The organism is Agrococcus sediminis (assembly GCF_007923295.1).
In the GTDB taxonomy this organism is placed as follows: Bacteria; Actinomycetota; Actinomycetes; order Actinomycetales; family Microbacteriaceae; genus Agrococcus; species Agrococcus sediminis.
This window is the reverse complement of record NZ_VOIR01000011.1, coordinates 195738-215903: the sequence shown is the minus strand read 5'-3', so window position 1 is coordinate 215903 and position 20166 is coordinate 195738. Positions and strand designations below refer to the sequence as shown.

15 protein-coding genes and 2 tRNA genes are annotated in these 20166 nt (G+C 71.4%); all 17 read right to left on the bottom strand.

Annotated elements, in window-relative coordinates; genetic code table 11:
• Nucleotides 1–6 precede the first annotated feature (6 nt).
• Complete coding sequence (locus FQ330_RS01505; protein ID WP_146354645.1) at nt 7–1896, bottom strand: BCCT family transporter; 1890 nt, start codon at nt 1894–1896, stop codon at nt 7–9.
• 114 nt (nt 1897–2010) lie between these two features.
• Complete coding sequence (locus FQ330_RS01500) at nt 2011–3345, bottom strand: DUF2254 domain-containing protein (RefSeq protein ID WP_146354643.1); 1335 nt, start codon at nt 3343–3345, stop codon at nt 2011–2013.
• 76 nt (nt 3346–3421) lie between these two features.
• Nucleotides 3422–4813: a threonine/serine exporter family protein gene (locus tag FQ330_RS01495; RefSeq protein WP_225792635.1), complete on the bottom strand. Its 1392-nt coding sequence runs from the start codon at nt 4811–4813 to the stop codon at nt 3422–3424.
• Between the two features lie 182 nt (nt 4814–4995).
• Nucleotides 4996–5304 carry a GIY-YIG nuclease family protein gene (locus tag FQ330_RS01490; RefSeq protein ID WP_146354641.1) on the bottom strand — a complete coding sequence of 103 codons (309 nt, stop codon included), beginning with the start codon at nt 5302–5304 and terminating at the stop codon, nt 4996–4998.
• Nucleotides 5305–5513: 209 nt separating this feature from the next.
• Nucleotides 5514–5586 (bottom strand) — tRNA-Ala (locus FQ330_RS01485).
• 29 nt (nt 5587–5615) lie between these two features.
• A tRNA-Ile gene (locus FQ330_RS01480) sits at nt 5616–5692 on the bottom strand.
• 75 nt (nt 5693–5767) lie between these two features.
• On the bottom strand, nt 5768–6175 hold the full coding sequence (locus tag FQ330_RS01475) for a DUF3566 domain-containing protein (RefSeq protein WP_128190578.1): 408 nt from the start codon (nt 6173–6175) through the stop codon (nt 5768–5770).
• A complete protein-coding gene (gene gyrA, locus FQ330_RS01470) occupies nt 6172–8820 on the bottom strand; it encodes a DNA gyrase subunit A (RefSeq protein WP_146354639.1) in 2649 nt (882 codons plus the stop codon). Before gyrA ends, FQ330_RS01475 begins: the two co-directional genes overlap by 4 nt.
• Nucleotides 8821–8836: 16 nt before the next feature.
• On the bottom strand, nt 8837–10864 hold the full coding sequence (gene gyrB / locus FQ330_RS01465) for a DNA topoisomerase (ATP-hydrolyzing) subunit B (protein WP_146354637.1): 2028 nt from the start codon (nt 10862–10864) through the stop codon (nt 8837–8839).
• 263 nt (nt 10865–11127) lie between these two features.
• Entirely contained in the window at nt 11128–12033 is a 906-nt protein-coding gene (locus FQ330_RS01460; protein ID WP_146354635.1) for an NAD(P)-dependent oxidoreductase, read from the bottom strand.
• 52 nt (nt 12034–12085) lie between these two features.
• Entirely contained in the window at nt 12086–13489 is a 1404-nt protein-coding gene (locus FQ330_RS01455; protein WP_146354633.1) for a four-carbon acid sugar kinase family protein, read from the bottom strand.
• Between the two features lie 120 nt (nt 13490–13609).
• Complete coding sequence (locus FQ330_RS01450) at nt 13610–14308, bottom strand: FadR/GntR family transcriptional regulator (protein ID WP_146354613.1); 699 nt, start codon at nt 14306–14308, stop codon at nt 13610–13612.
• A gap of 67 nt (nt 14309–14375) precedes the next feature.
• Nucleotides 14376–14870, bottom strand: a complete 495-nt coding sequence (locus tag FQ330_RS01445; RefSeq protein WP_146354611.1) for a DUF721 domain-containing protein — start codon at nt 14868–14870, stop codon at nt 14376–14378.
• Entirely contained in the window at nt 14863–15957 is a 1095-nt protein-coding gene (recF, locus tag FQ330_RS01440) for a DNA replication/repair protein RecF (protein ID WP_128189635.1), read from the bottom strand. The genes FQ330_RS01445 and recF overlap by 8 nt, the downstream gene beginning before the upstream one ends.
• Entirely contained in the window at nt 15958–16839 is an 882-nt protein-coding gene (gene gnd, locus FQ330_RS01435) for a phosphogluconate dehydrogenase (NAD(+)-dependent, decarboxylating) (RefSeq protein WP_146354609.1), read from the bottom strand.
• Nucleotides 16840–16868: 29 nt separating this feature from the next.
• On the bottom strand, nt 16869–18011 hold the full coding sequence (gene dnaN, locus FQ330_RS01430; RefSeq protein WP_128189637.1) for a DNA polymerase III subunit beta: 1143 nt from the start codon (nt 18009–18011) through the stop codon (nt 16869–16871).
• A 540-nt stretch (nt 18012–18551) separates the two neighbouring features.
• Nucleotides 18552–19961, bottom strand: coding sequence for a chromosomal replication initiator protein DnaA (gene dnaA / locus FQ330_RS01425; RefSeq protein WP_146354607.1), 1410 nt, complete (start codon nt 19959–19961; stop codon nt 18552–18554).
• Between the last annotated feature and the right edge of the window lie 205 nt (nt 19962–20166).

The window sequence follows — 20166 nt, the reverse complement described above, 5'->3', positions numbered from 1 at the left end:
GCCATCCTACGGCCGGGGCGGCTCCTCGGGCCGGGCCACGGCGTCGGCGCGACCGTCCGCGGGCTCGTCACCCGACGCATCCGCCGCCTGGTCGTCGGAGCGGGCGCTCGGCGCCTCGGTCGACGGGAGCGCGGCGGGGTCGACGGGCTGGGTGGGCACGAGCTCGCCGACGCCCTCGCCGGGCGCGGTCTGCTCGACGGTCAGCTGGAAGTCGTCGCCGTGCTCGGTGACGCCCGCGACGACCGCCTGCTCGACCGCCGCGACCGCGTAGGCGCGGCGCACGACGACCGGGTCCTGCGAGAGGTCGCGCGTGAGGGCGACGGCGAGGCCGACCATGATGACGACGAACGGCAGTGCCGCGATGATCGTCACCTGCTGCAGGCCGGCCAGCGCGTCCTCGCCGCCGAGCAGCAGCATGATCGCCGCGACGGCGCCGGTCGCGACGCCCCAGAAGACGACGGATGCGCGGCTCGGCCGCAGCGAGCCGCGATGCGAGAGGGTGCCCATCACGATCGACGCGGCGTCGGCGCCCGACACGAAGAAGATCGCGACGAGCACCATGACGACGATCGCCGTGATCTGCGCGAGCGGCAGCTCGCCGAGCGCCATGAAGAGCGTCGCCTCGGGCGTGCCGGAGCTGCCGAGGTCGATGCCCGCGCGCTCGAGGTCGATGCCGAGCCCGCCGAAGATCGCGAACCACACGAGCGAGACGAGCGACGGCACGACGAGCACGCCGGTGACGAACTGGCGGATGGTGCGGCCGCGCGAGATGCGCGCGATGAACATGCCGACGAACGGCGTCCAGCTCACCCACCAGGCCCAGTAGAAGATCGTCCAGCCCGACAGCCACGCGGCGACGGCCTCGCCGCCGGCGGCCTCGGTGCGCGCCGACATGACGGCGAGCTGCTCGAAGTAGGCGCCGATGGTCGTGGGCAGCAGGTTGAGGATGAAGACGGTGGGGCCGACGACGAGCACGAACAGCGCCAGCACGCCGGCGAGCACCATGTTGGTGTTCGAGAGCCACTTGATGCCGCGCGAGATGCCCGAGACGGCCGAGACGACGAAGAGGGCGGTGAGGATCGCGATGATGGCGATGATCACGCCGTTGCCGACCTCGCCGATGCCGGCGACGAGCTCGAGGCCCGAGCCGATCTGCAGCGCGCCGAGGCCGAGCGAGGTCGCCGAGCCGAAGAGGGTCGCGAAGATCGCGAAGATGTCGATCGCCCGGCCGACCGGTCCCTCGACGGTGCGCTTGCCGACGAGCGCGGTGAACGCCGACGAGATGAGCAGCGGCCGGCGCTTGCGGAAGCCGGTGTAGGCGAGCGCGAGGCCGACGACGGCATAGATCGCCCACGGGTGCAGCGACCAGTGGAACATCGTCGTCGCCATGGCGGTGCGCACGGCCTCGGCGTCGTCCCCGCCGCCGGTGCCCGGCGGCGGCGTGACGAGGTGGCTCACCGGCTCGGTGACGCCGTAGAAGACGAGGCCGATGCCCATGCCCGCCGAGAACATCATCGCGATCCACGACATCGTCGAGAACTCCGGATCCTCGCCGTCGTCGCCGAGCGGGATGCGGCCGAAGCGGCTCGCGGCGATCCAGACGATGAAGACGACGAAGCCCGATGCGGCGAGCGCGAAGAGCCAGCCCGTGTTGTGCACGACCCAGTCGACGCCCGCGCCGGCGGCCGTGCCGAGCGACGCGGTGCCGAGGGTTCCCCAGAGCACGAAGGCGAGCGCGACGGCGGCGGCGATCCCGAAGACGATCCGGTCGAGCGGCTTGCGCTCCGCGTCCTCGACCGGCAGCGGCGGGATGTCGAGCGCCGGGTGGTGGGTGAAGCCGTCGGCAGGAGGAGCGCTGGTGCTGGTGTCGGTGCCGGGTGTCGTCTGCTCGCTCATGTGCCTCGAATCGCTTCACGCATCGCTGTCAAATGCCCCCGGAACGTCGATGTCGACGCACGGAGGCCCCGACAACGGTACTCGGGATGCGGGCCGGAGGCGAAACGGCGAACCCTAAGGGGTGTCCCCCGGCTGCGCCTGTGGGTCGCCCGCGTGCCGCGCTTCCTGCGTCCGCACCACCGCATCCGCCCGCCTCGCCCACCGCTCGAGCGCCGGTCGGTGCTCGGCGAGCGCGACCGCCCGGAGGTCGTCGACCATGGCCGCGATGCGTCGCGGCACCTGCAGCGACCCCTCGCCGTAGTGGAGCGGCTCGGCGATGGCGAGGTCGATGAGCTGCTCGACGCGCTGCGGCCGGTGCACGAGGCGCAGCCTGCCGTCGCGCGACACGAGGGCGGGCAGCTCTGCCCGCGTGACGGTGAGGCGGAGGATGCGGTGCAGCTCGTCGAGCACCTGCACCGCGGTCGTCGGGTCGTTGATGCCGGGCGAGAGCGCGCGCTCGGCGATGTCGACGAGCTTGCGGATGCCGAGCGCCGGATCCTGGTTGAGCACGCGATCCTGCTCGACGGCCACGAGGCGGCGGATGGGCGCGAGGCGCTCGTCGTCGAGCGGCGGCGAGCCGACGGGTCGCCAGACGCGCAGCGCGGGCAGGCCCTCGGGCACGGCGTCGCCGACCTGCAGCAGCACCTCGAGCACGAGGTCGTGCTCCGCGGCGTGCGCCACGAGCCCGCGGTGGTCGAGCTCGACCACCGCGCCGTGCTCCTCGGCCGCGACGGTCTGCGGCTCGAGGCCCTCCTCGCCGTCCCAGCGGACCGCGCCGAGCCGGGCGCCCGGCGACGAGGGCTCCGGGAAGTACCGCCGCACGACGTCGAGCGTGTCGTCGCCCAGGCTCGACACGATCGAGGAGACCTGGATCGACCGCGTGATGTGGTGGATGAACGCGAGGAACATGCCGACGCTCGCGAGCACCAGGAGGAAGCCGAGCGTCACCGCCAGCTGGGGCACGAACGCGCCGCCCTCGCCCGACTCCCCGATCACCGAGCGCAGCACCGTGAGCGCGTACGTGAAGCTCGCGGCGAAGATGCCGAGCGTCACCTGCGTCGTGCGGCTCGCGAGGAAGTCGCCGAGGATGCGGGGGCTGTACTGGCTGCTCGCGAGCTGCACCACCACCATGGTGATCGAGAAGACGAGGCCGGTGACCGAGATCATGGCGCCGGCGATCGTGCCGAGCATGTCGCGCGCGCCGTTCGGTCCGCCCGGGAAGACGTAGGGCAGCTCGTCCGCCGCGAGCCGGTCGAGCTCGGGCACGAGGTAGCCGGCGAGCACCGCGGCGACCACGATCACCATCGGCAGCACCCAGAACGGGCGCCACAGCCGGTCCCAGCGGCTGATCGATCGGGTGCGGGGCAGCGCGCCGACCTCGTCGGTGCCGCCGTCGGGCTCGCGCTGCATCGTCACCTCCCCGCTGCGGCAGGCGCCGGCAGCAGCCGCTCCCACCGTAGCCGGGGGGCCTGCGCGCGCGCCCGGATCAGCGGGCGCGGCCCCTGCCGCGCATCACGCTCTCGACCGTGTCGCGGAAGGGCGCGCCGAGGAAGAGCCCGAGCGACGCGCCGGAGGCGAGGGCGATGCCGATCGCGCCGGCGCCGATGAGGGTCGCGAAGCCGATGATGAGGCTCGTGGGCGAGCCGTCGGTCTCGACGAGCTCGAGCAGGCCGCGGAAGACCGCGTACCCGGGCACGAGCGGCACGATCGCGGCGGTGGTGACGGCGATCGACGGCACGTGGAGGCGGTGGGCGATGAGGATGCCGACGAAGCTCGCGATGAGCGCGCCGAGGCCGCTCGCGACGGCGACGTCGAGCCCGCCCGCCGTGCCGGCCGAGTAGCCGAGCCAGGCGATCGTGCCGAGCACGGCGCTCACGAGCGTCGTGCGCAGGCCGGCGCCGTTCATGACCGCGACCGCGATCGCGATGATCACCGCGCCGCTGAACTGCAGCGGCAGGGCGCCGAGCGCGGGGGCGTCGCTCGTGAGCACGAAGCCCGCGCCGAGCGAGCTCGCGAGCGACAGGCCGCCGAGGATGCCCAGCACGACGCCGAGCGTGGCCATGACGAGCTCGAGGATGCGCCCGCCGGCGGTGAGCGCGAAGCCGTCGATCGCGTCCTGAGCGGCGCCGACCACCGAGAGCCCGGCGAGCATGAGGACGATGCCGGCCGCGACGATGATCGACGGCCGCACGCCCTCGAGCATCGGCACGCCGAGCTCCGACAGCGCCCCGGTCGCGGCGGCCGCCGCCGTGACGACCAGCGCGCCGACGATCTGAGAGAAGAAGAACGGCACGCGGAGCCGCGCCATGCCGCGCTGCGCGACCGCGGCGGCGCACGAGGCGAGGAAGGTGATCGCGGCGATGAGCCACGACGCGCCGAACAGCACGCACACGCCGACCGCGAGCATCCCCTGCGCGAGCACGACGAACGTGGGCCGGTACATGAAGGGCGTGCGACGGATCGCGTGGAAGCGGGAGCGGGCCTGCTCGAGCTCGAGGCCGTGCTCGATCTCGACGACGAGCGCCTGCAGGCGCTGCAGCTTGGCGTGGTCGGGCACCGGCGCGCGCACGACCCGCAGCAGCGTGATGGGCAGATCGTCGTGGTTGCGGTGGTACGAGACGCCGATCGAGTTGTAGGTGACGTCGACGTGCACCGGCTTGATGCCGAGCGCCGCGGCGACGCGAGCGGTGGCGAGCGTGACGTCGTTGGCGGATGCGCCGACGGCCGTGAGCGCCTCGGCGATCCGCATCGCGAGGTCGATGACCTTCCGCGCGTGCACCTCGTCGATCGTGAGGAGCGCCTCGGTCATGGGTCGCGATGCCGGGTCGGTGCGGATCGCGCGCGCGATGCGCTGCCGCCAGTCCTGCCGCTCGTCCATCGCCTCCATCCTCGCACCCGCCCACCGCCCCCTCCCACTTGGTCGAGGAGCGCGCCGCCGCAGGCGGCACGCGTCACGAGACCACCCGCCGTCCCCGCCTGGTCGAGGACCGCGTCGCGCCTACCCCCTTGGTCGAGGAGCGCGCCGCCGCAGGCGGCACGCGTCACGAGACCAGGTGCACCTCAGCGACTGTCCCCAGGCTCGCCCACGCGCGCTCGGCGCCTCCCCGTCGAGCCGGGCAGCGCATCCGCTCGCCCCTCGATCAGCGCGAGCCGCTTGCGTCGGCTCCATCCCTGCACCTGCTTCTCCGCCCAGTATGCCTCATCCCTGCGCTCGAAGTACTCGCAGTAGACGAGCTTCACGGGCAGCCGCCGCTTCGTGTACTGGGATCCCTCCCCGCGCTGGTGCTGGGCGAGGCGGTAGTCGGCGTCCCAGGTGCTGCCGACATAGAACGACCCGTCGGAGCATTCGAGGATGTACATGTGGGGCATCGCGGCACGATGGCATGGCGCGTGCTGCCGGTCGTGCGGTGGAGCGCTCGCCTGTGGACAGTCGCTGAGCGCGGGTGGTCTCGTGACGCGTGCCGCCGGAGGCGGCGCGCTCCTCGACCAAGCGGAGAAAGGGGAGGCCTGCGCGCTCCTCGACCGAGTGGAAGGAGGGGCCGGAGACGACGAGAGCCCCGCCGGAGCGGGGCTGACCGTGGAGCCTGGGAGAATCGAACTCCCGACATCCTGCTTGCAAAGCAGGCGCTCTACCAACTGAGCTAAGGCCCCGTGGCCGTGACGGCCGTGGGAGTCGTGCGTGGTGGGGCTACATGGACTCGAACCATGGACCTCTTCGTTATCAGCGAAGCGCTCTAACCGCCTGAGCTATAGCCCCGAGCACAAGCATCGACTCTACCAGACCCGCAGGGCCCGCAGGACCCGGTCGGGTCGATGCCCGCGACGAACCGACCTACTGATTGGCGAAGCCGACCTGCAGGCCGCCCGTGAGGCGCACCGACAGGTTGTAGAGCACGGCGATGACCGCGCCCAGCACCGTGATGACGACGAAGTTCAGCACCGCGACGAGCAGCGTGAACATCATCACCTGCGGCAGCGACAGCAGCGACGTGATCGCGAAGTCGGGGTCGGCGAGGATGTCGCGCATCACCTCGTCGACCTTGCCGAACAGGCCGACGATCTGCAGCAGCGTCCACACCACGAAGGTGACGACGAGCTGCACGATGCCGAGCACGAGGCCCAGCACGGCCGACACCTTCATCGCCGACCAGAAGTCGATGTGCACGAGCCGCAGGCGCACCTGCTTGCTCGATCCGCTGCGGCGAGGCGACTTGCTCTGCAGCTTCTCGGCGATGCTCATTCGTCGGTCTCCTCGGTGACGTCGTCCGTGCGGTCGGCGTCTGCCGGGTCCGTGGCGTCCACGATAGCGCCCTCCGCCTCCGCGGCCGCGGTCGGCGCCTCGGCGGCGGATGCGTCGGCGGCGGCCGTCGGTGCGGCCTCGGCGACCTCCTCCTCGACGTCGCGCTCGACGTTGCGGGCGATCGAGATCACCAGGTCGGTGGCCGACTTCTCGGCGAACTGCACGCCCATCGTGGTGCGGCCCCGTGCCTCGACCTCGTCGACGCTCGAGCGGATGACCTTGCCGGAGGTGCGGATGAGCAGCAGCTCGTCGCCGTCGTGCACGATCGTCGCGCCGACGAGCGTGCCGCGGTCGTGGTCGCCAGAGGCGAAGGTGAGCACGCCCTGCGTGCCGCGGCCCTTCGTCGGGTAGTCGGCGACCTTCGTCTTCTTGCCGAAGCCCTGCTCGGTGACGACGAAGACGTAGCCCTCGTCGCCGATCACCATGGCGGCGAGCGCCTGGTCGTCGTCGCGCAAGCGGATGCCGCGCACGCCGCCGGTGGCGCGGCCCATGGGCCGCAGCGCCTCGTCGGTGGCGGCGAAGCGGGCCGCGCGGCCGAGCGTCGTCACCACGAGGATCTCGTCGTCGGAGTTCGCGAGCATCGCCGAGATGAGGCGGTCGTCGTCGGCGAGGTTGATCGCGATGATGCCGCCGGTGCGGTTCGTGTCGTACAGCTCGAGGCGCGTCTTCTTCACCTGCCCCTGCTGCGTCGCGAGCACGAGGTACTCGGCCTGCTGGTAGTCGCGCAGCGTGAGCACCGTCTGCACCTGCTCGTCGGGCTGGAACGCGAGCAGGTTGGCGACGTGCTGCCCCTTCGCGTCGCGGCCGGCCTCGGCGATCTCGTACGCCTTCATCCGGTAGACGCGTCCGCGGTTGGTGAAGAACAGCATCCAGTCGTGCGTCGAGTTGACGCTGAAGTGCTCGACGACGTCGTCGCTGCGCAGCTGCGCGCCGCGCACGCCCTTGCCGCCGCGGTGCTGCGCGCGGTACTGGTCGATGCGGGTGCGCTTGATGTAGCCGCCGGTCGTGAGGCTCACCACGACCTGCTCCTCGGGGATGAGGTCCTCCATCGACACGTCGCCGTCGTAGCCGTGCATGATCTCGGTGCGGCGGTCGTCGCCGAACTTCGCGACGATCTCGGTCAGCTCGTCGACGATGATCGAGCGCTGGCGCTCGGGCTTGGCGAGGATGTCGCGGAAGTCGGTGATCTGGCGCTCGAGCTCGTCGGCCTCGTCGTGGATCTTCTGGCGCTCGAGCGCGGCGAGCCGGCGCAGCTGCAGCTCGAGGATGGCGTCGGCCTGCCGCTTGTCGATCTCGAGCAGCTCCATGAGGCCCGTGCGCGCCTCGTCGGGCGTGGGCGAGCGGCGGATGAGCGCGATCACGTCGTCGAGCGCGTCGAGGGCCTTGAGGTAGCCGCGCAGGATGTGCATGCGGTCCTCGGCCTTGGCGAGGCGGAACTGCGTGCGCCGCACGATGACCTCGACCTGGTGGTCGGCCCAGTGCGTGATGAAGCCGTCGATCGGCAGCGTGCGCGGCACGCCGTCGACGATCGCGAGCATGTTCGCGCCGAAGTTCTCCTGCAGCTGCGTGTGCTTGTAGAGGTTGTTGAGCACGACCTTCGCGACCGCGTCGCGCTTGAGCGTGATGACGAGGCGCTGGCCGGTGCGGCCCGAGGTCTGGTCCTCGAGGTTCGCGATGCCCTGCAGCTTGCCGTCCTTCACGAGGTCGGCGATGCGCACCGCGAGGCGGTCGGGGTTCACCTGGTACGGCAGCTCGGTGACGACGAGCGCGGTGCGGCCCTGCACCTCCTCGACCGTGACGACCGCGCGCATCGTGATCGAGCCGCGACCGGTGCGGTACGCCTCCTGGATGCCGCGGGTGCCGAGGATCTGCGCGCCCGTCGGGAAGTCGGGGCCGTGGATGCGCGCGACGAGCGCCGCCTGCAGCTCCTCCCTCGACGCATCCGGGTGCTCGAGGTGCCAGATCGCGCCGTCGGCGACCTCGCGGAGGTTGTGGGGCGGGATGTTCGTGGCCATGCCGACGGCGATGCCGACCGAGCCGTTGACGAGCAGGTTGGGGAACCGGGCGGGCAGGACGGACGGCTCCTGCGTGCGGCCGTCGTAGTTGTCCTGGAAGTCGACGGTGTCCTCGTCGATGTCGCGCACCATCTCCATGGCGAGCTGCGACATCTTCGTCTCGGTGTACCGGGCGGCGGCGGCCTCGTCGTCGCCGGCGGAGCCGAAGTTGCCCTGGCCGAGCGCGAGGGGGTAGCGGAGGCTCCACGGCTGCACGAGGCGCACGAGCGCGTCGTAGATGGCCGAGTCGCCGTGCGGGTGGAACTGCCCCATGACGTCGCCGACGACGCGCGAGCACTTCGAGAACGCCTTGTCGGGGCGGTAGCCGCCGTCGTACATCGCGTAGAGCACGCGGCGGTGCACCGGCTTCAGTCCGTCGCGCACCTCGGGCAGCGCGCGCCCGACGATGACGCTCATCGCGTAGTCGAGGTACGACCGCTGCATCTCGATCTGCAGGTCGACCTGCTCGATCGCGCCGTGGTTGGGTGCGTCGCGGTCGAAGGGCTCGGCGGTGGGGGTCTCGTCAGTCATCGTCGGTCTCCGAGGCTCAGATGTCGAGGAAGCGCACGTCGCGCGCGTTCTTCTGGATGAAGGTGCGGCGGGCCTCGACGTCCTCGCCCATCAGGGTCGAGAAGATCGCGTCGGCCACGGCGGCGTCGTCGAGCGTCACCTGCTTGAGCGTGCGGGTGGCCGGATCCATCGTGGTCTCCCACAGCTCGGAGTAGTTCATCTCGCCGAGGCCCTTGTAGCGCTGCACGCCGTTGTCCTTGGGGATGCGCTTGCCCGAGGCCGAGCCGGCGGCGAGCAGCTCGTCGCGCTCGCGGTCGGTGTAGGCGTACTCGTGCTCGGCGTTCGTCCACTTCAGCTTGTAGAGCGGCGGGGCGGCGAGGTACACGTAGCCCATGTCGATGAGCGGCCGCATGTAGCGGAACAGCAGCGTCAGCAGCAGCGTGGTGATGTGCTGGCCGTCGACGTCGGCATCGGCCATCAGCACGATCTTGTGGTACCTGGCCTTGCCGGGGTCGAAGTCCTCGCCGAGGCCCGCGCCGAAGGCGGTGATCATCGACTGGATCTCGGCGTTGCCGAGCGCGCGGTCGAGGCGCGCCTTCTCGACGTTGAGCACCTTGCCGCGCAGCGGCAGGATCGCCTGCGTGTAGGGGTCACGGCCCTGCCCGGCCGAGCCGCCGGCCGAGTTGCCCTCGACGAGGAAGATCTCCGAGATGATCGGGTCCTTCGACTGGCAGTCCTTCAGCTTGCCGGGCATGCCGCCCGACTCGAGCAGGCCCTTGCGGCGGGTCTGCTCGCGCGCCTTGCGTGCGGCGATGCGCGCGGTCGAGGCCTGGATCGCCTTCCGCACGATCTCCTTCGCCGACGCCGGGTTCGACTCGAACCAGTGGCCGAGCTCCTCGCCGGTGACGCGCTGCACGAACGACTTCGCCTCGGTGTTGCCGAGCTTGGTCTTCGTCTGGCCCTCGAACTGCGGCTCGCCGAGCTTCACCGAGACGATGGCGGTCAGGCCCTCGCGCACATCCTCGCCCGAGAGGTTCTCGTCCTTCTCCTTGAGCTGGTTCGTCTGCCGCGCGTAGCGGTTGACGAGCGTGGTGAGCGCCGCGCGGAAGCCCTCCTCGTGGGTGCCGCCCTCGTGCGTGTTGATCGTGTTCGCGTAGGTGTAGACGGCCTCCTGGTAGGAGCCCGTCCACTGCATGGCGATCTCGACGGAGATGCGCCGCTCGGTGTCCTCGGCCTCGAAGTCGATGATCTCCGGGTGCACCGGCTCCGACTTCTTCGACTCGTTGAGGTAGGCGACGTAGTCCTTGAGGCCCTGCTCGTAGAGGTACTCGTCCGAGCGCTGCACGGGCTCGGCGCTGTCGTCGCCGCCGGGCTGCTCGAGCGCCTCGGGGCGCAGGTCCTCGAGCGCGATGCGCAGGCCCTTGTTGAGGAACGCCATCTGCTGGAAGCGCTTCGCGAGCGTCTCGTAGTCGAACTCGACGGTCTCGAAGATGTCGGCGCTCGGCCAGAAGGTGACGGTCGTGCCGGTCTCGTCGGTCGCCTCGCCGGTCTGCAGCGGGCCCTCGGGCTCGCCGACCGCGAACGACTGCCGGTGCACGTGCCCCTGCCGCTTGATCTCGACCTCGAGCCGCGACGAGAGCGCGTTCACGACCGAGGAGCCGACGCCGTGCAGGCCGCCGGAGACCGCGTAGCCGCCGCCGCCGAACTTGCCGCCGGCGTGCAGCACGGTGAGCACGACCTCGACCGTCGACTTCGACGGGTCGGAGGAGTGCGGGTCGACGGGGATGCCGCGGCCGTTGTCGGCGACGCGCACGCCGCCGTCGGGGAGGATCGTCACGTCGATGCTGTCGCAGTGGCCGGCGAGCGCCTCGTCGACCGCGTTGTCGACGATCTCGTAGACCAGGTGGTGGAGGCCGCGCGGCCCGGTCGAGCCGATGTACATGCCGGGGCGCTTCCGCACCGCCTCGAGGCCCTCGAGGATCTGGATCTGGTCGGCGCCGTAGTCGCCCTGCTCACGCCCCTTGGTCGTCAGGTCCTGCGCCGGTCCACCGTGCTCGTTCGCCATCGTTCTCCGCGTCCGCCTTCCGCGCAGCCACGGGGGCCGCGCAACCCTCCGATTCTACCCCGCGAGGCGGTGGAGCCGGTGCCGAACGCGCCTCTGAGCGCCGATCCGTCAGTCTGAGGACAGAACACACCGGCGTTCTCGCGTTCTGAGGCCCAGGATGCGTCCGCGGGCCTGCGCGGGCCGGTTCGGCACGGAGGTGGATACCCCGCCGGAACGACGACGGGCCCGGCACCCTCCGGCACCGGACCCGAGCGACGCATCCGTCAGGCCGCGTCGCCGCGCCTCGTGGGCGCCACCACGCGGATGACCGCGGAGTCGTCGAGCTCGCCGAGGCCCTGCGCCTCGCCGAGCAGGAACAGCTGCTCGGCGGCGGCGGCGACGGGCGCCGCCAGGTGGTGCGCGCGGGCCGCCGCGCCCACGATCCCCATGTCCTTCACGAAGATGTCGAGGCGGCTCAGCACCTCGGCGCCGCCCTCGTCGTAGGCCTGCAGCGCCCGCGGGCCGCGGTTGCCGAGCATGAACGAGCCGGCCGCGCCGGCGGTGAGCGCCTCGAGGGTGCGCTCGCGGTCGAGGCCGAGCGCGTCGGCGAGCGCGAGCGCCTCGGCGGCGGCCGCGATGTGCACGCCGCACAGCAGCTGGTTGACGGTCTTGAGCGCCTGGCCGTCGCCGGGCCGTTCGCCCACGATCGACAGCGTCGACGACAGCTGCTCGAGCACCGGGCGCGCGGTCTCGAGTGCGGCCGGCTCGGCGCCGACGACGATGAGCAGGTCGCCGTCGCCGGCCCGCACGGGTCCGCCGGAGAGCGGCGCGTCCACGAGGTGCGCACCGGAGGACGCGAGCCGGTCGGCGATCTCGGCGATGCCATCGGTGCCCACCGTGCTCGTGAGCACGACGGCCGCCCCCTCGGCGAGGTGGTCGGCGAGGCCCGACTCGCCGAAGAGCAGCTCGAGCAGATGCTCGCCCGTGCGCACCGCGACGAGCACGACCTGGGCGCCGGCGACCGCCTCCGCGGCGGACGATGCGGGCGCGACGCCCTGCTCGGCGGCGAGCTCGACGCGCTGCTCGGCGATGTCGAACCCTCGGACGTCGAAGCGCTGCGCGAGCCGCGCGGCCATGGGCAGGCCCATGGCGCCGAGGCCGATGACGGCGACGGTGCTGGTGCTGGTCATTGCTGTTCCGTTCTGCGATGCGGGCGGGAGGAGGGGTGCGGCCGGGCGCCGATCAGTCGGCGAGCGTGCGGACGACGCGCGCGAGCGATGCGGTCTCGCCGACGTTGCCGGCGAAGACGACGTAGGGGATGCCGACGGCGGGGCCCACCTGCGGCTGCCAGAGCGAGACGATGCCGGGCAGCATCGGGCCGACGACCTCGGCTCTGCGGATCTGCAGCGCCTCGGAGGCCACGTCGCTCGAGGTGATGCCGCCCTTCGCGATGACGAAGCGCGGCGGCGCGAGCTCGAGCACGCGGGCGACGAGCTCGACGAGGCCGGAGGAGACGCGGCGGGCGATCTCGAGGCTCTCCTCGCCGTCGCGGCCGGTGACGAGCTCGCGGCTCGTGTGCACGATGACCGAGCCCGACCCGATGGCGCGGGCCACCGCATCCGCCTGCTCCTCGAGGTGCTGCTCGCGCCGGTCGTCGATGAGCGCGCGCACGTCGAGCTCGACCGTGGCGGTGCCGGGGCGGTCGGCGAGCAGCGCGTCGAGCTGCGCGGTGGTGAGCGGCACGTGGCTGCCCACGACCACGAGCCCGCCGCGCTCATGGGCGAAGTCGATGCGGTCGGCGGTGACGGGCTCGGCGATCTCCTGGCCGATGTGCGCGCGCAGGTAGGGCGGGCCGATGCGCAGCAGCGCCGTGATGCCCTCGCGGTCGAGCGCGTGGAGCGCGAGCGCGACCTGGCGCATGTCGTGCTCGTCGACCGCGTCGACGACGACGACCGCGCCGGCGGGCAGGGCGCGGAGGAACGACACGACCGCGTCGGTGCCGGCGCGGATGATGCCGAGCGTGAGCGCGGCGACGTCGTCTCGGCGGATGCGGCCGTCGGTCTTCTCCTCCACCCAGTCGCGCAGGTCGGAGGAGCGGTAGCCGAAGGTGGCGTCGGCCGCGAACGGCGTCTCGCCCACTGGCGTCGCCTCGCCGTCGACGACCCAGTAGTGCACGGCGTCGACCGTGATGCGGCCGGAGTCGGGGAAGGCCGGCACGAGCACGGTCAGGTGCGGCGCCGCTCCCCCGTGCTCGGCGGCCGCGGCGCGCAGCACATCGGTCTCGAACGGGAAGTGGCCGCGCAGGGTCGAGTCGCTGCGGCTCACGAACGAGACCCGCAGGCCCGCGCGCTCGGCGGCGGCGATCGCGACGGCGACGACCTCGCGGTTGCGGCGCGCGGCGTCGTCCTCGCTGAGCGAGCGCGTGTTCGTCAGCACGTAGACCGCCGGGGCGCCCTGCGCGAGCGCCCAGTCGAGGTCGTCGGCCTCCCAGCGCGTGAGCACCGGCAGCCCGGCGACCGACTGGGTGCCGGTGGGGTCGTCGTCGAGGACGACGAGCACGAGGTCGTCACTGCGGGCGGCGGCGACGTCGGCTGCCGGGATCGAGAGCGGGGCCGGCAGCTCAACCAGCAGGTCGTCGATGTGCACGTGAACTCCCTCGTCCGCGGGATCGGCGCGACGGCATGCGCAGATCAGATATCAGACATGGTCGGGGACGACGGCGCGCCGTGTCAACTCCGGCCCGGAGTGTCGGAGGCCGCCCGTCGGTCAGTCGAGGACGAGCGAGAGCAGGTCGTCGCGCGTCTGCACCATGTGGCTCGCCATCGCCTCGCGCGCCGCCGACGGCACGCCGGCGCGGATGGCCTCGAGCACCTTGCGGTGCTCGTCGATCGCGTGCTGCCGGATCTCGGGCACCTGGCTCGTCTCGGCGCGCGTCTCGGTGAGCATCGAGGTGAGCGGCAGGAGCGCCGCGACGAGGATGCGGTTGTCGGCCGCGTGCAGCACGACGTCGTGGAACTCGAGGTCGGCGGCGACGAAGGCGTCGAGCTCGCCCGCCTCGTGGTACTGCTCCATGCGCGCGAGGGCGTCCTCGAGCTCGGCCAGGTGCGCGCCCGTGCGGCGCTCGGCGGCGAGCTGCGCGGCGCCGCTCTCGATCATCATGCGCACCTCGAGCAGCTCGAGCGACGACGTGCGGCGCTGGCCGGCGCTGCGCGCGTGCCGCACCACCGCATCCATGCCGGTCCACTCCGACACCGGCGCGATGCGGTGCCGGCTGCCCGGCACCTGCACGATGACGCCCTGCGCCTGCAGCAGCCGCACGGCCTCACGCATCGTGAGCCGCGAGACGCCGAACTCGGTCGCCAGCTGCCCCTCCGGCGGGAGCCGCTCGCCCGCGGTGAGCCGGCCGGCGATGATCGCGTCGAGCAGCTGGTCGACGGCGTCGTGGGTGCGCGATGGCCGTGGCATGCGAGTCCTTCCCCGGATCAGGTGTCAGACAGCGTATCCCGACGGCCCCGGGGATCCCGCGAGCCCGCTATCCCCAGGTGTCGCGCGGGCCGCGCCCCGGCACCGACCGGCGGCCGCGCGAGAAGCTCGGCAGGTCGGGCCCGATGAAGCGCACCGACTCGAGGCCGCACTCGGGGAAGCGGGCGAGGATGCGCGTGGTCGTCTCCGCGCGCAGGATCCGCATCTGCATGGTCCACGCGGTCGACGCGCACCGCACCGTCAGCACGCCGTCGTCGAAGGAGACCGGCTCGGTGCGCCCGGCGTTCTCCTCCCCCACGAGCTCCGGCCAGTGGGCCATCACGTCGGCGCGCGCGAGCGTCGCCGTCCAGCCGCGATCCGCGGCGAAGCCGCCCAGCACGTCGCCGAGCGCGTGCGGGTCGCGGCCCTTGCCGAACGGCACCGACGCATCCGGGTCCCGGCGCGAGCGGCGGCGGCCGTCGCGCGAGACGAGCTCGGGGTCGCCGAACTTGGCCTTGAGCCGCAGCCACACGCGCTCCGGCTCGCTCTGCGCGAGCTCACGCATCCTCGACCACCGTGCCCCGGTCGATCCGGATGCGGTGGTGGCGGAGCGCCTCGGGCACGTCGTCCTCGACGGCGGCGGTGATGAGCACCTGCTCGAAGCCGCCGGCCGCCTCAGCGAGCCGCTGCCGCCGGCCCGCGTCGAGCTCGGCGAAGACGTCGTCGAGGATCATCACCGGATCGCCGCCCGAGCCGTCGCGCAGCAGCTCGGCCGAGGCGAGGCGCAGCGCGAGGGCGAACGACCACGACTCGCCATGGCTCGCGTAGTGGCGGGCGAGCAGGTCGTTGAGCTGCAGCTCGAGGTCGTCGCGGTGCGGCCCCACGAGGCTCACGCCGCGGTCGAGCTCGTCGCGGCGCCGCTCGGCGAGCAGCGCGTGGAACGCCTCGGCCGAGTCGGGCACGTTGGTGACGAGCGCGATGCGCGCCTCGTGCTCGTCGCCCGCGACGAGCCGGTACGCGGCGTCGACGTGCGGGGCGAGGTCGGCGACGAGCGCCTGCCGCGTGCGCAGCACCTCGAGGCCGAGCTCGACGAGCCGGCCGTCCCACACCTCGAGCGTCGAGAGGTCGTCGGGCCGCAGCCGCGCGGCGCGAGCGCTCTTCAGCAGCGAGTTGCGCTGCTTGAGCACCCGGTCGAGGTCGCTGTGCACGCCGGCGAGGCGCGGTGCGCGCATGACCGACAGCTCGTCGAGGAAGCGGCGGCGCCCGGCGGGATCGGCGCGCACCAGCTGCAGATCCTCGGGGCTGAAGAGCACCGCCTGCAGGTAGCGGGGCAGGTCGCGGATGCGCACCGACTGCCCGTTGGCCTGCGCGCGGTTGGCACCTCGGGCGTTGAGCTCGACGTCGAGCTGGAAGCTGCGCTCGTCGTTCGTCACCGTGCAGCGCACGATCGCGCGCTGCTCGCCGGCCCGGATGAGGGCCACGTCGGTCGGGACGCGGTGGCTGGAGCCGGTCGCGATCCAGACGAGCGACTCCACCATGTTGGTCTTGCCCTGGCCGTTGCGGCCGACCAGCAGGTTGGCGCCGGGCTCGAAGGCGACATCCGCCGCCTCGTAGTTGCGGAAGTCGGTCAGCGCGAGTCGGCTGACGCGCACCTAGGCCTTCTTGACCGAGTGGCCGCCGAACTGGTTGCGGAGCGCGGCGACCGCCTTCATGGCGGGGCTGTCGTCCTGGCGGGACTCGAAGCGCGCGAAGAGCGACGCGGCGATGGCGGGCATCGGCACCGCGTTCGCGATCGCCTCCTCCACCGTCCAGCGGCCCTCGCCCGAGTCGTCGACGTAGCCCTCGATCTCGGAGAGGTCGTCGTCCTCGTCGAGCGCCCGCACCATGAGGTCGAGCAGCCACGACCGCACGACCGTGCCGCGCTGCCACGCCTTGAAGCTGCCGGCGACGTCGTGCACGAGCTCCTTGCGCTCGAGCAGCTCGAAGCCCTCGGCGTAGGCCTGCATGAGGCCGTACTCGATGCCGTTGTGCACCATCTTCACGTAGTGGCCCGCGCCCGTGGGGCCCGCGTGCACGAAGCCCTCCTCGCGCGGGCCCTCGGGGCGCAGCGCGTCGAAGACCGGCATGAGCTCCTCGACATCGGCCCGCTCGCCGCCGACCATGAGGCCGTAGCCGTTCTCGAGCCCCCAGATGCCGCCCGAGACGCCGACGTCGACGAAGCGCACGCCGCGCTCGGCGAGCTGCGCGGCATGCCGCTCGTCCTCGGTGAAGCGGGAGTTGCCGCCGTCGATGACGAGGTCGCCCGCCGACAGCTTCTCGCCCAGCTCGGTGACCACCGCATCCGTGATCTCACCCGCGGGCACCATGGCCCACACGATGCGCGGGGTCGGGAGCGCCGCGATCAGCTCGTCGACGGTCGTGACGTCGGTGACCTCGGGGTTGCGGTCGTAGCCGGTCACCTCGATGCCGGCGGCGCGCAGGCGGGTGCGCATGTTGCCGCCCATCTTGCCGAGTCCGATCAGGCCGATGTGCATGATGACGCTCCCTCGTCCGGCGGTGCCGGTCAGCGCAGCAGCAGGTTGGGCTGCAGCAGGTACTTGAAGTCGGTCGCCTCGGCGTCGTCGCGCGACGTCTGGCCGCGGATGAGCATGGGGCCGGGCTTGTTGGTGTTCTCGGAGTGCGTGAACGAGACGCGCACGAACTCGGAGTGCGTCGCCTGGATGCCGTCGATCAGCAGCTGCGGCTTGATCGAGAGCACGATGTCGTCGCCCTCGAGCACCGCGTCGATGGTCTCGGTCGCCTGCGCCTGCTCGGAGCCGATCGCCTCGAGCTGCACCTGGCCCTCGCTGAACGTGTAGCGGATCGCCGCCTCGGCGTCGAGCACGAGCTGCACGCGGCGCGTGGCGTCGACGAGCTCGGAGGTGCTGACCACGGCGTGGTGGTCGGTCTGCTCGGGGAACAGTCGGCGCACCGGCGGGTAGTTGCCCTTGATGAGCAGGCTCGTGACGGTGCGGTCGGCGGTCGAGAAGGCGATCTGCTGCCGCTCCCCCGCCTCGCTCATGGTGATCTCGATGCGCTCGGCGCCGCCGAACGTGCGGCCGACCTCGACGAGGGTGCGGGCGGGGACGAGCGACGTGATCGCCTCGGTCGCGTCGCCGGCGTCCCACTGGATCGAGCGCACCGAGACGCGGTAGCGGTCGGTCGCGATGAGCGTGAGCGTGTGGTCGGTCGCCTCGAGCTGCACACCCGTGATGACGGGCGTGACGTCCTCGCGCGATGCCGAGATGGCGACCTGCGAGATCGCCTCGGCGAAGGCCTTGCCCTCGACGACGCCCGTGCGGCCCTCGACCGTCGGCACGGTCGGGTACTCCTCGAGCGGCATCTTGGCGAGCGAGAACTGCGCGTTGCCGCAGCGCACCGTCACCTTGGTGCCGTCGTCCTCGACGCGCACCTCGCGCTGCGGCAGCTTCGCGGCGATGTCGCTCAGCAGACGGCCGGAGACGAGCACGACGCCCTCGCCCTCGACATCCGCCGACACCGTGGTGCGGGCGGAGGACTCGAAGTCGAAGGACGAGAAGACGACGCCCTCGGAGGTGGACTCGATGCGCACGCCGCTGAGGATCGGCATCGTGGGCCGCTGCGGGAGCAGCTTCACGGCGAACGACACGGCATCGCTGAAGACATCGCGATTGATGACGAACTTCACTGGGAGTCCTCCTTGGGCGCCGGCGGCGCTGCGAGACGGTCCGAGCTGCAGGGAGCGCACGGCGCTGTCGATTCTGGCACAGGCTCGAGATCGCGGTTCCTGTCGTCTGCAGGCACCGGCCGCTCATGGTTGGCGACTCGCCGGATCCTCTTCTCATGAACCCTGTCATTCATAACCGCTGTGCAACCTGTGGATCCTGCACGTCCTCGCGGCTCGATGGGCGGGAACTACAACCGTGCAAGATGTTGAGCCGCTGTGGGCGCCGATGTGCGATCGGTGGACGACGACGGATGCGCCCAGGGGCGCCGTCCACAGGAGCGGGCCGGTCTGTCCACAGGCGCGCCGACGGCGTCCACACCCGCATCACATGAAGTGCACGTTGAGGGTTCATGCCGGAGCGCTCAATGCCGGAGGCGTTGAGCGCGCAGGCAAGAAGGTCGAGGAGCGCGCGGCGAAGCCGCCCGCGTCACGAGCCCTCACTGCTGCAACAGGCAGCAGTCTCATGAGCCCAGAGCAGAGCCCCAGCGCCCGAAGAGCCCCCTACGCGCCGGCCCGTTGCCGGATCCGCGAGGTGAGCTCCGTCACCTGCGTGTAGACCGAGCGGCGCTCCTGCATGAGCTTCTCGATCTTCTTGTTCGCGTACATCACGGTGGTGTGGTCGCGGTTGCCGAACAGCTGCCCGATCTTCGGCAGCGACATGCTCGTCATCTCGCGGCACAGGTACATGGCGATCTGGCGCGCGAGCGCGATCGTCTGCGAGCGCGAGGAGCCGTGCAGGTCGTCGACGCTGAGCCGGAAGTACGCGGCGGTGTGGCTGATGATGTCGCTCGGCGACACCACCGCCTCCTCGTCGAAGGAGAAGAGGTCCTTCAGCACCGTCTGCGCGAGGTCCATCGTCACGGGCAGCCGGTTGAGGCTCGCGAACGCGGTGACGCGGATGAGCGTGCCCTCGAGCTCGCGGATGTTCGACTGCACCTTGTCGGCGATGACCGACAGCACCTCAGCGGGGATCTGGATCCGCTCCGCCTCCGCCTTCTTGCGCAGGATCGCGATCCTGGTCTCGACGTCGGGCACCGTCACGTCGGTGATGAGCCCCCACTCGAAGCGGCTGACCATGCGCTCCTCGAAGCCCTGGAGGTGCTTCGGCGCGACATCCGAGGTGATGACGACCTGCTTGTTGTGGTCGTGCAGCGTGTTGAAGGTGTGGAAGAACGCCTCCTGCGTCGACTCCTTGCCCTTCAGGAACTGGATGTCGTCGATGAGCAGCACGTCGACGTCGCGGTAGCGCTGCTGGAACGACTGGTTCAGGTTGTTGGCGATCGAGTTGATGAAGTCGTTGGTGAACTCCTCGCTCGACACGTACCGCACGCGGATGCCCGGGTACATGCCCTCGGCGTAGTGGCCGATGGCGTGGAGCAGGTGCGTCTTGCCGAGACCGGAGTCGCCGTAGATGAACAGTGGGTTGTAGGCCTTGGCCGGCGTCTCGGCGACGGCGAGCGCCGCGGCGTGCGCGAAGCGGTTCGAGCCGCCGATGACGAAGTTGTCGAAGACGTACTTGGGGTTGAGGCGCGAGTCGCCGCGACGCGACGACATCTCGGACGGCTCCCGCTCGTAGCTCGCGACGGGCGCGACGACCGGCTCGGAGGCGGGGTCGTCGATGACGTCCGGGAGGGGCTCCTCGTGCTCGAGCTGCGGGTTCACGACGATCTTGAACGACGAGATCTCCACAGCGTTGTCCACAAGCGCCTCGGTGATGGGGAGGCGGAGGCGCTGCTCGAGCATGTCGCGCGTGAGATCGTTCGGCACCTCGAGGTAGAGGTCGCCGCCCATCACGCCCTGCGGCTCGACGAGGTCGAGGAATCCGCGCAACGACGGGGGAATCCGGGCATCGCCGACAAGGGTCGACAGGACGGAGGACCAGAGCTGTCCGGTGCGTTCGTCCGGGGCCATCGGGATGCGGTTCCTTCGCGTGGGATCGTTGGTGCGGATGCGATTCCACACCATTATCCACAGGTGCTGTGCACGAGTCGTCCGCGGGCTGCGGTGCTCCCCGGGCACCTGCCGCGGCGCGGATTCATAGAGTCTGCACGCATAGCGGACGCCGTGCAAGTCCCATCGCAGCGCGGGCGGCGTGGCGGGAAACGCGGGCCGGCGC

Coding starts and splice junctions, on each gene's coding strand:
- FQ330_RS01500 (WP_146354643.1), bottom strand. CDS start 3,345: ATGCAGCGCGAGCCCGACGGCGGCACCGACGAGGTCGGCGCGCTGCCC.
- gyrB (WP_146354637.1), bottom strand. CDS start 10,864: ATGGCGAACGAGCACGGTGGACCGGCGCAGGACCTGACGACCAAGGGG.
- FQ330_RS01445 (WP_146354611.1), bottom strand. CDS start 14,870: ATGCGTGAGCTCGCGCAGAGCGAGCCGGAGCGCGTGTGGCTGCGGCTC.
- gnd (WP_146354609.1), bottom strand. CDS start 16,839: ATGCACATCGGCCTGATCGGACTCGGCAAGATGGGCGGCAACATGCGC.
- FQ330_RS01505 (WP_146354645.1), bottom strand. CDS start 1,896: ATGAGCGAGCAGACGACACCCGGCACCGACACCAGCACCAGCGCTCCT.
- FQ330_RS01490 (WP_146354641.1), bottom strand. CDS start 5,304: ATGCCCCACATGTACATCCTCGAATGCTCCGACGGGTCGTTCTATGTC.
- FQ330_RS01450 (WP_146354613.1), bottom strand. CDS start 14,308: ATGCCACGGCCATCGCGCACCCACGACGCCGTCGACCAGCTGCTCGAC.
- dnaA (WP_146354607.1), bottom strand. CDS start 19,961: ATGGCCCCGGACGAACGCACCGGACAGCTCTGGTCCTCCGTCCTGTCG.
- FQ330_RS01495 (WP_225792635.1), bottom strand. CDS start 4,813: ATGGACGAGCGGCAGGACTGGCGGCAGCGCATCGCGCGCGCGATCCGC.
- gyrA (WP_146354639.1), bottom strand. CDS start 8,820: ATGACTGACGAGACCCCCACCGCCGAGCCCTTCGACCGCGACGCACCC.
- FQ330_RS01475 (WP_128190578.1), bottom strand. CDS start 6,175: ATGAGCATCGCCGAGAAGCTGCAGAGCAAGTCGCCTCGCCGCAGCGGA.
- FQ330_RS01460 (WP_146354635.1), bottom strand. CDS start 12,033: ATGACCAGCACCAGCACCGTCGCCGTCATCGGCCTCGGCGCCATGGGC.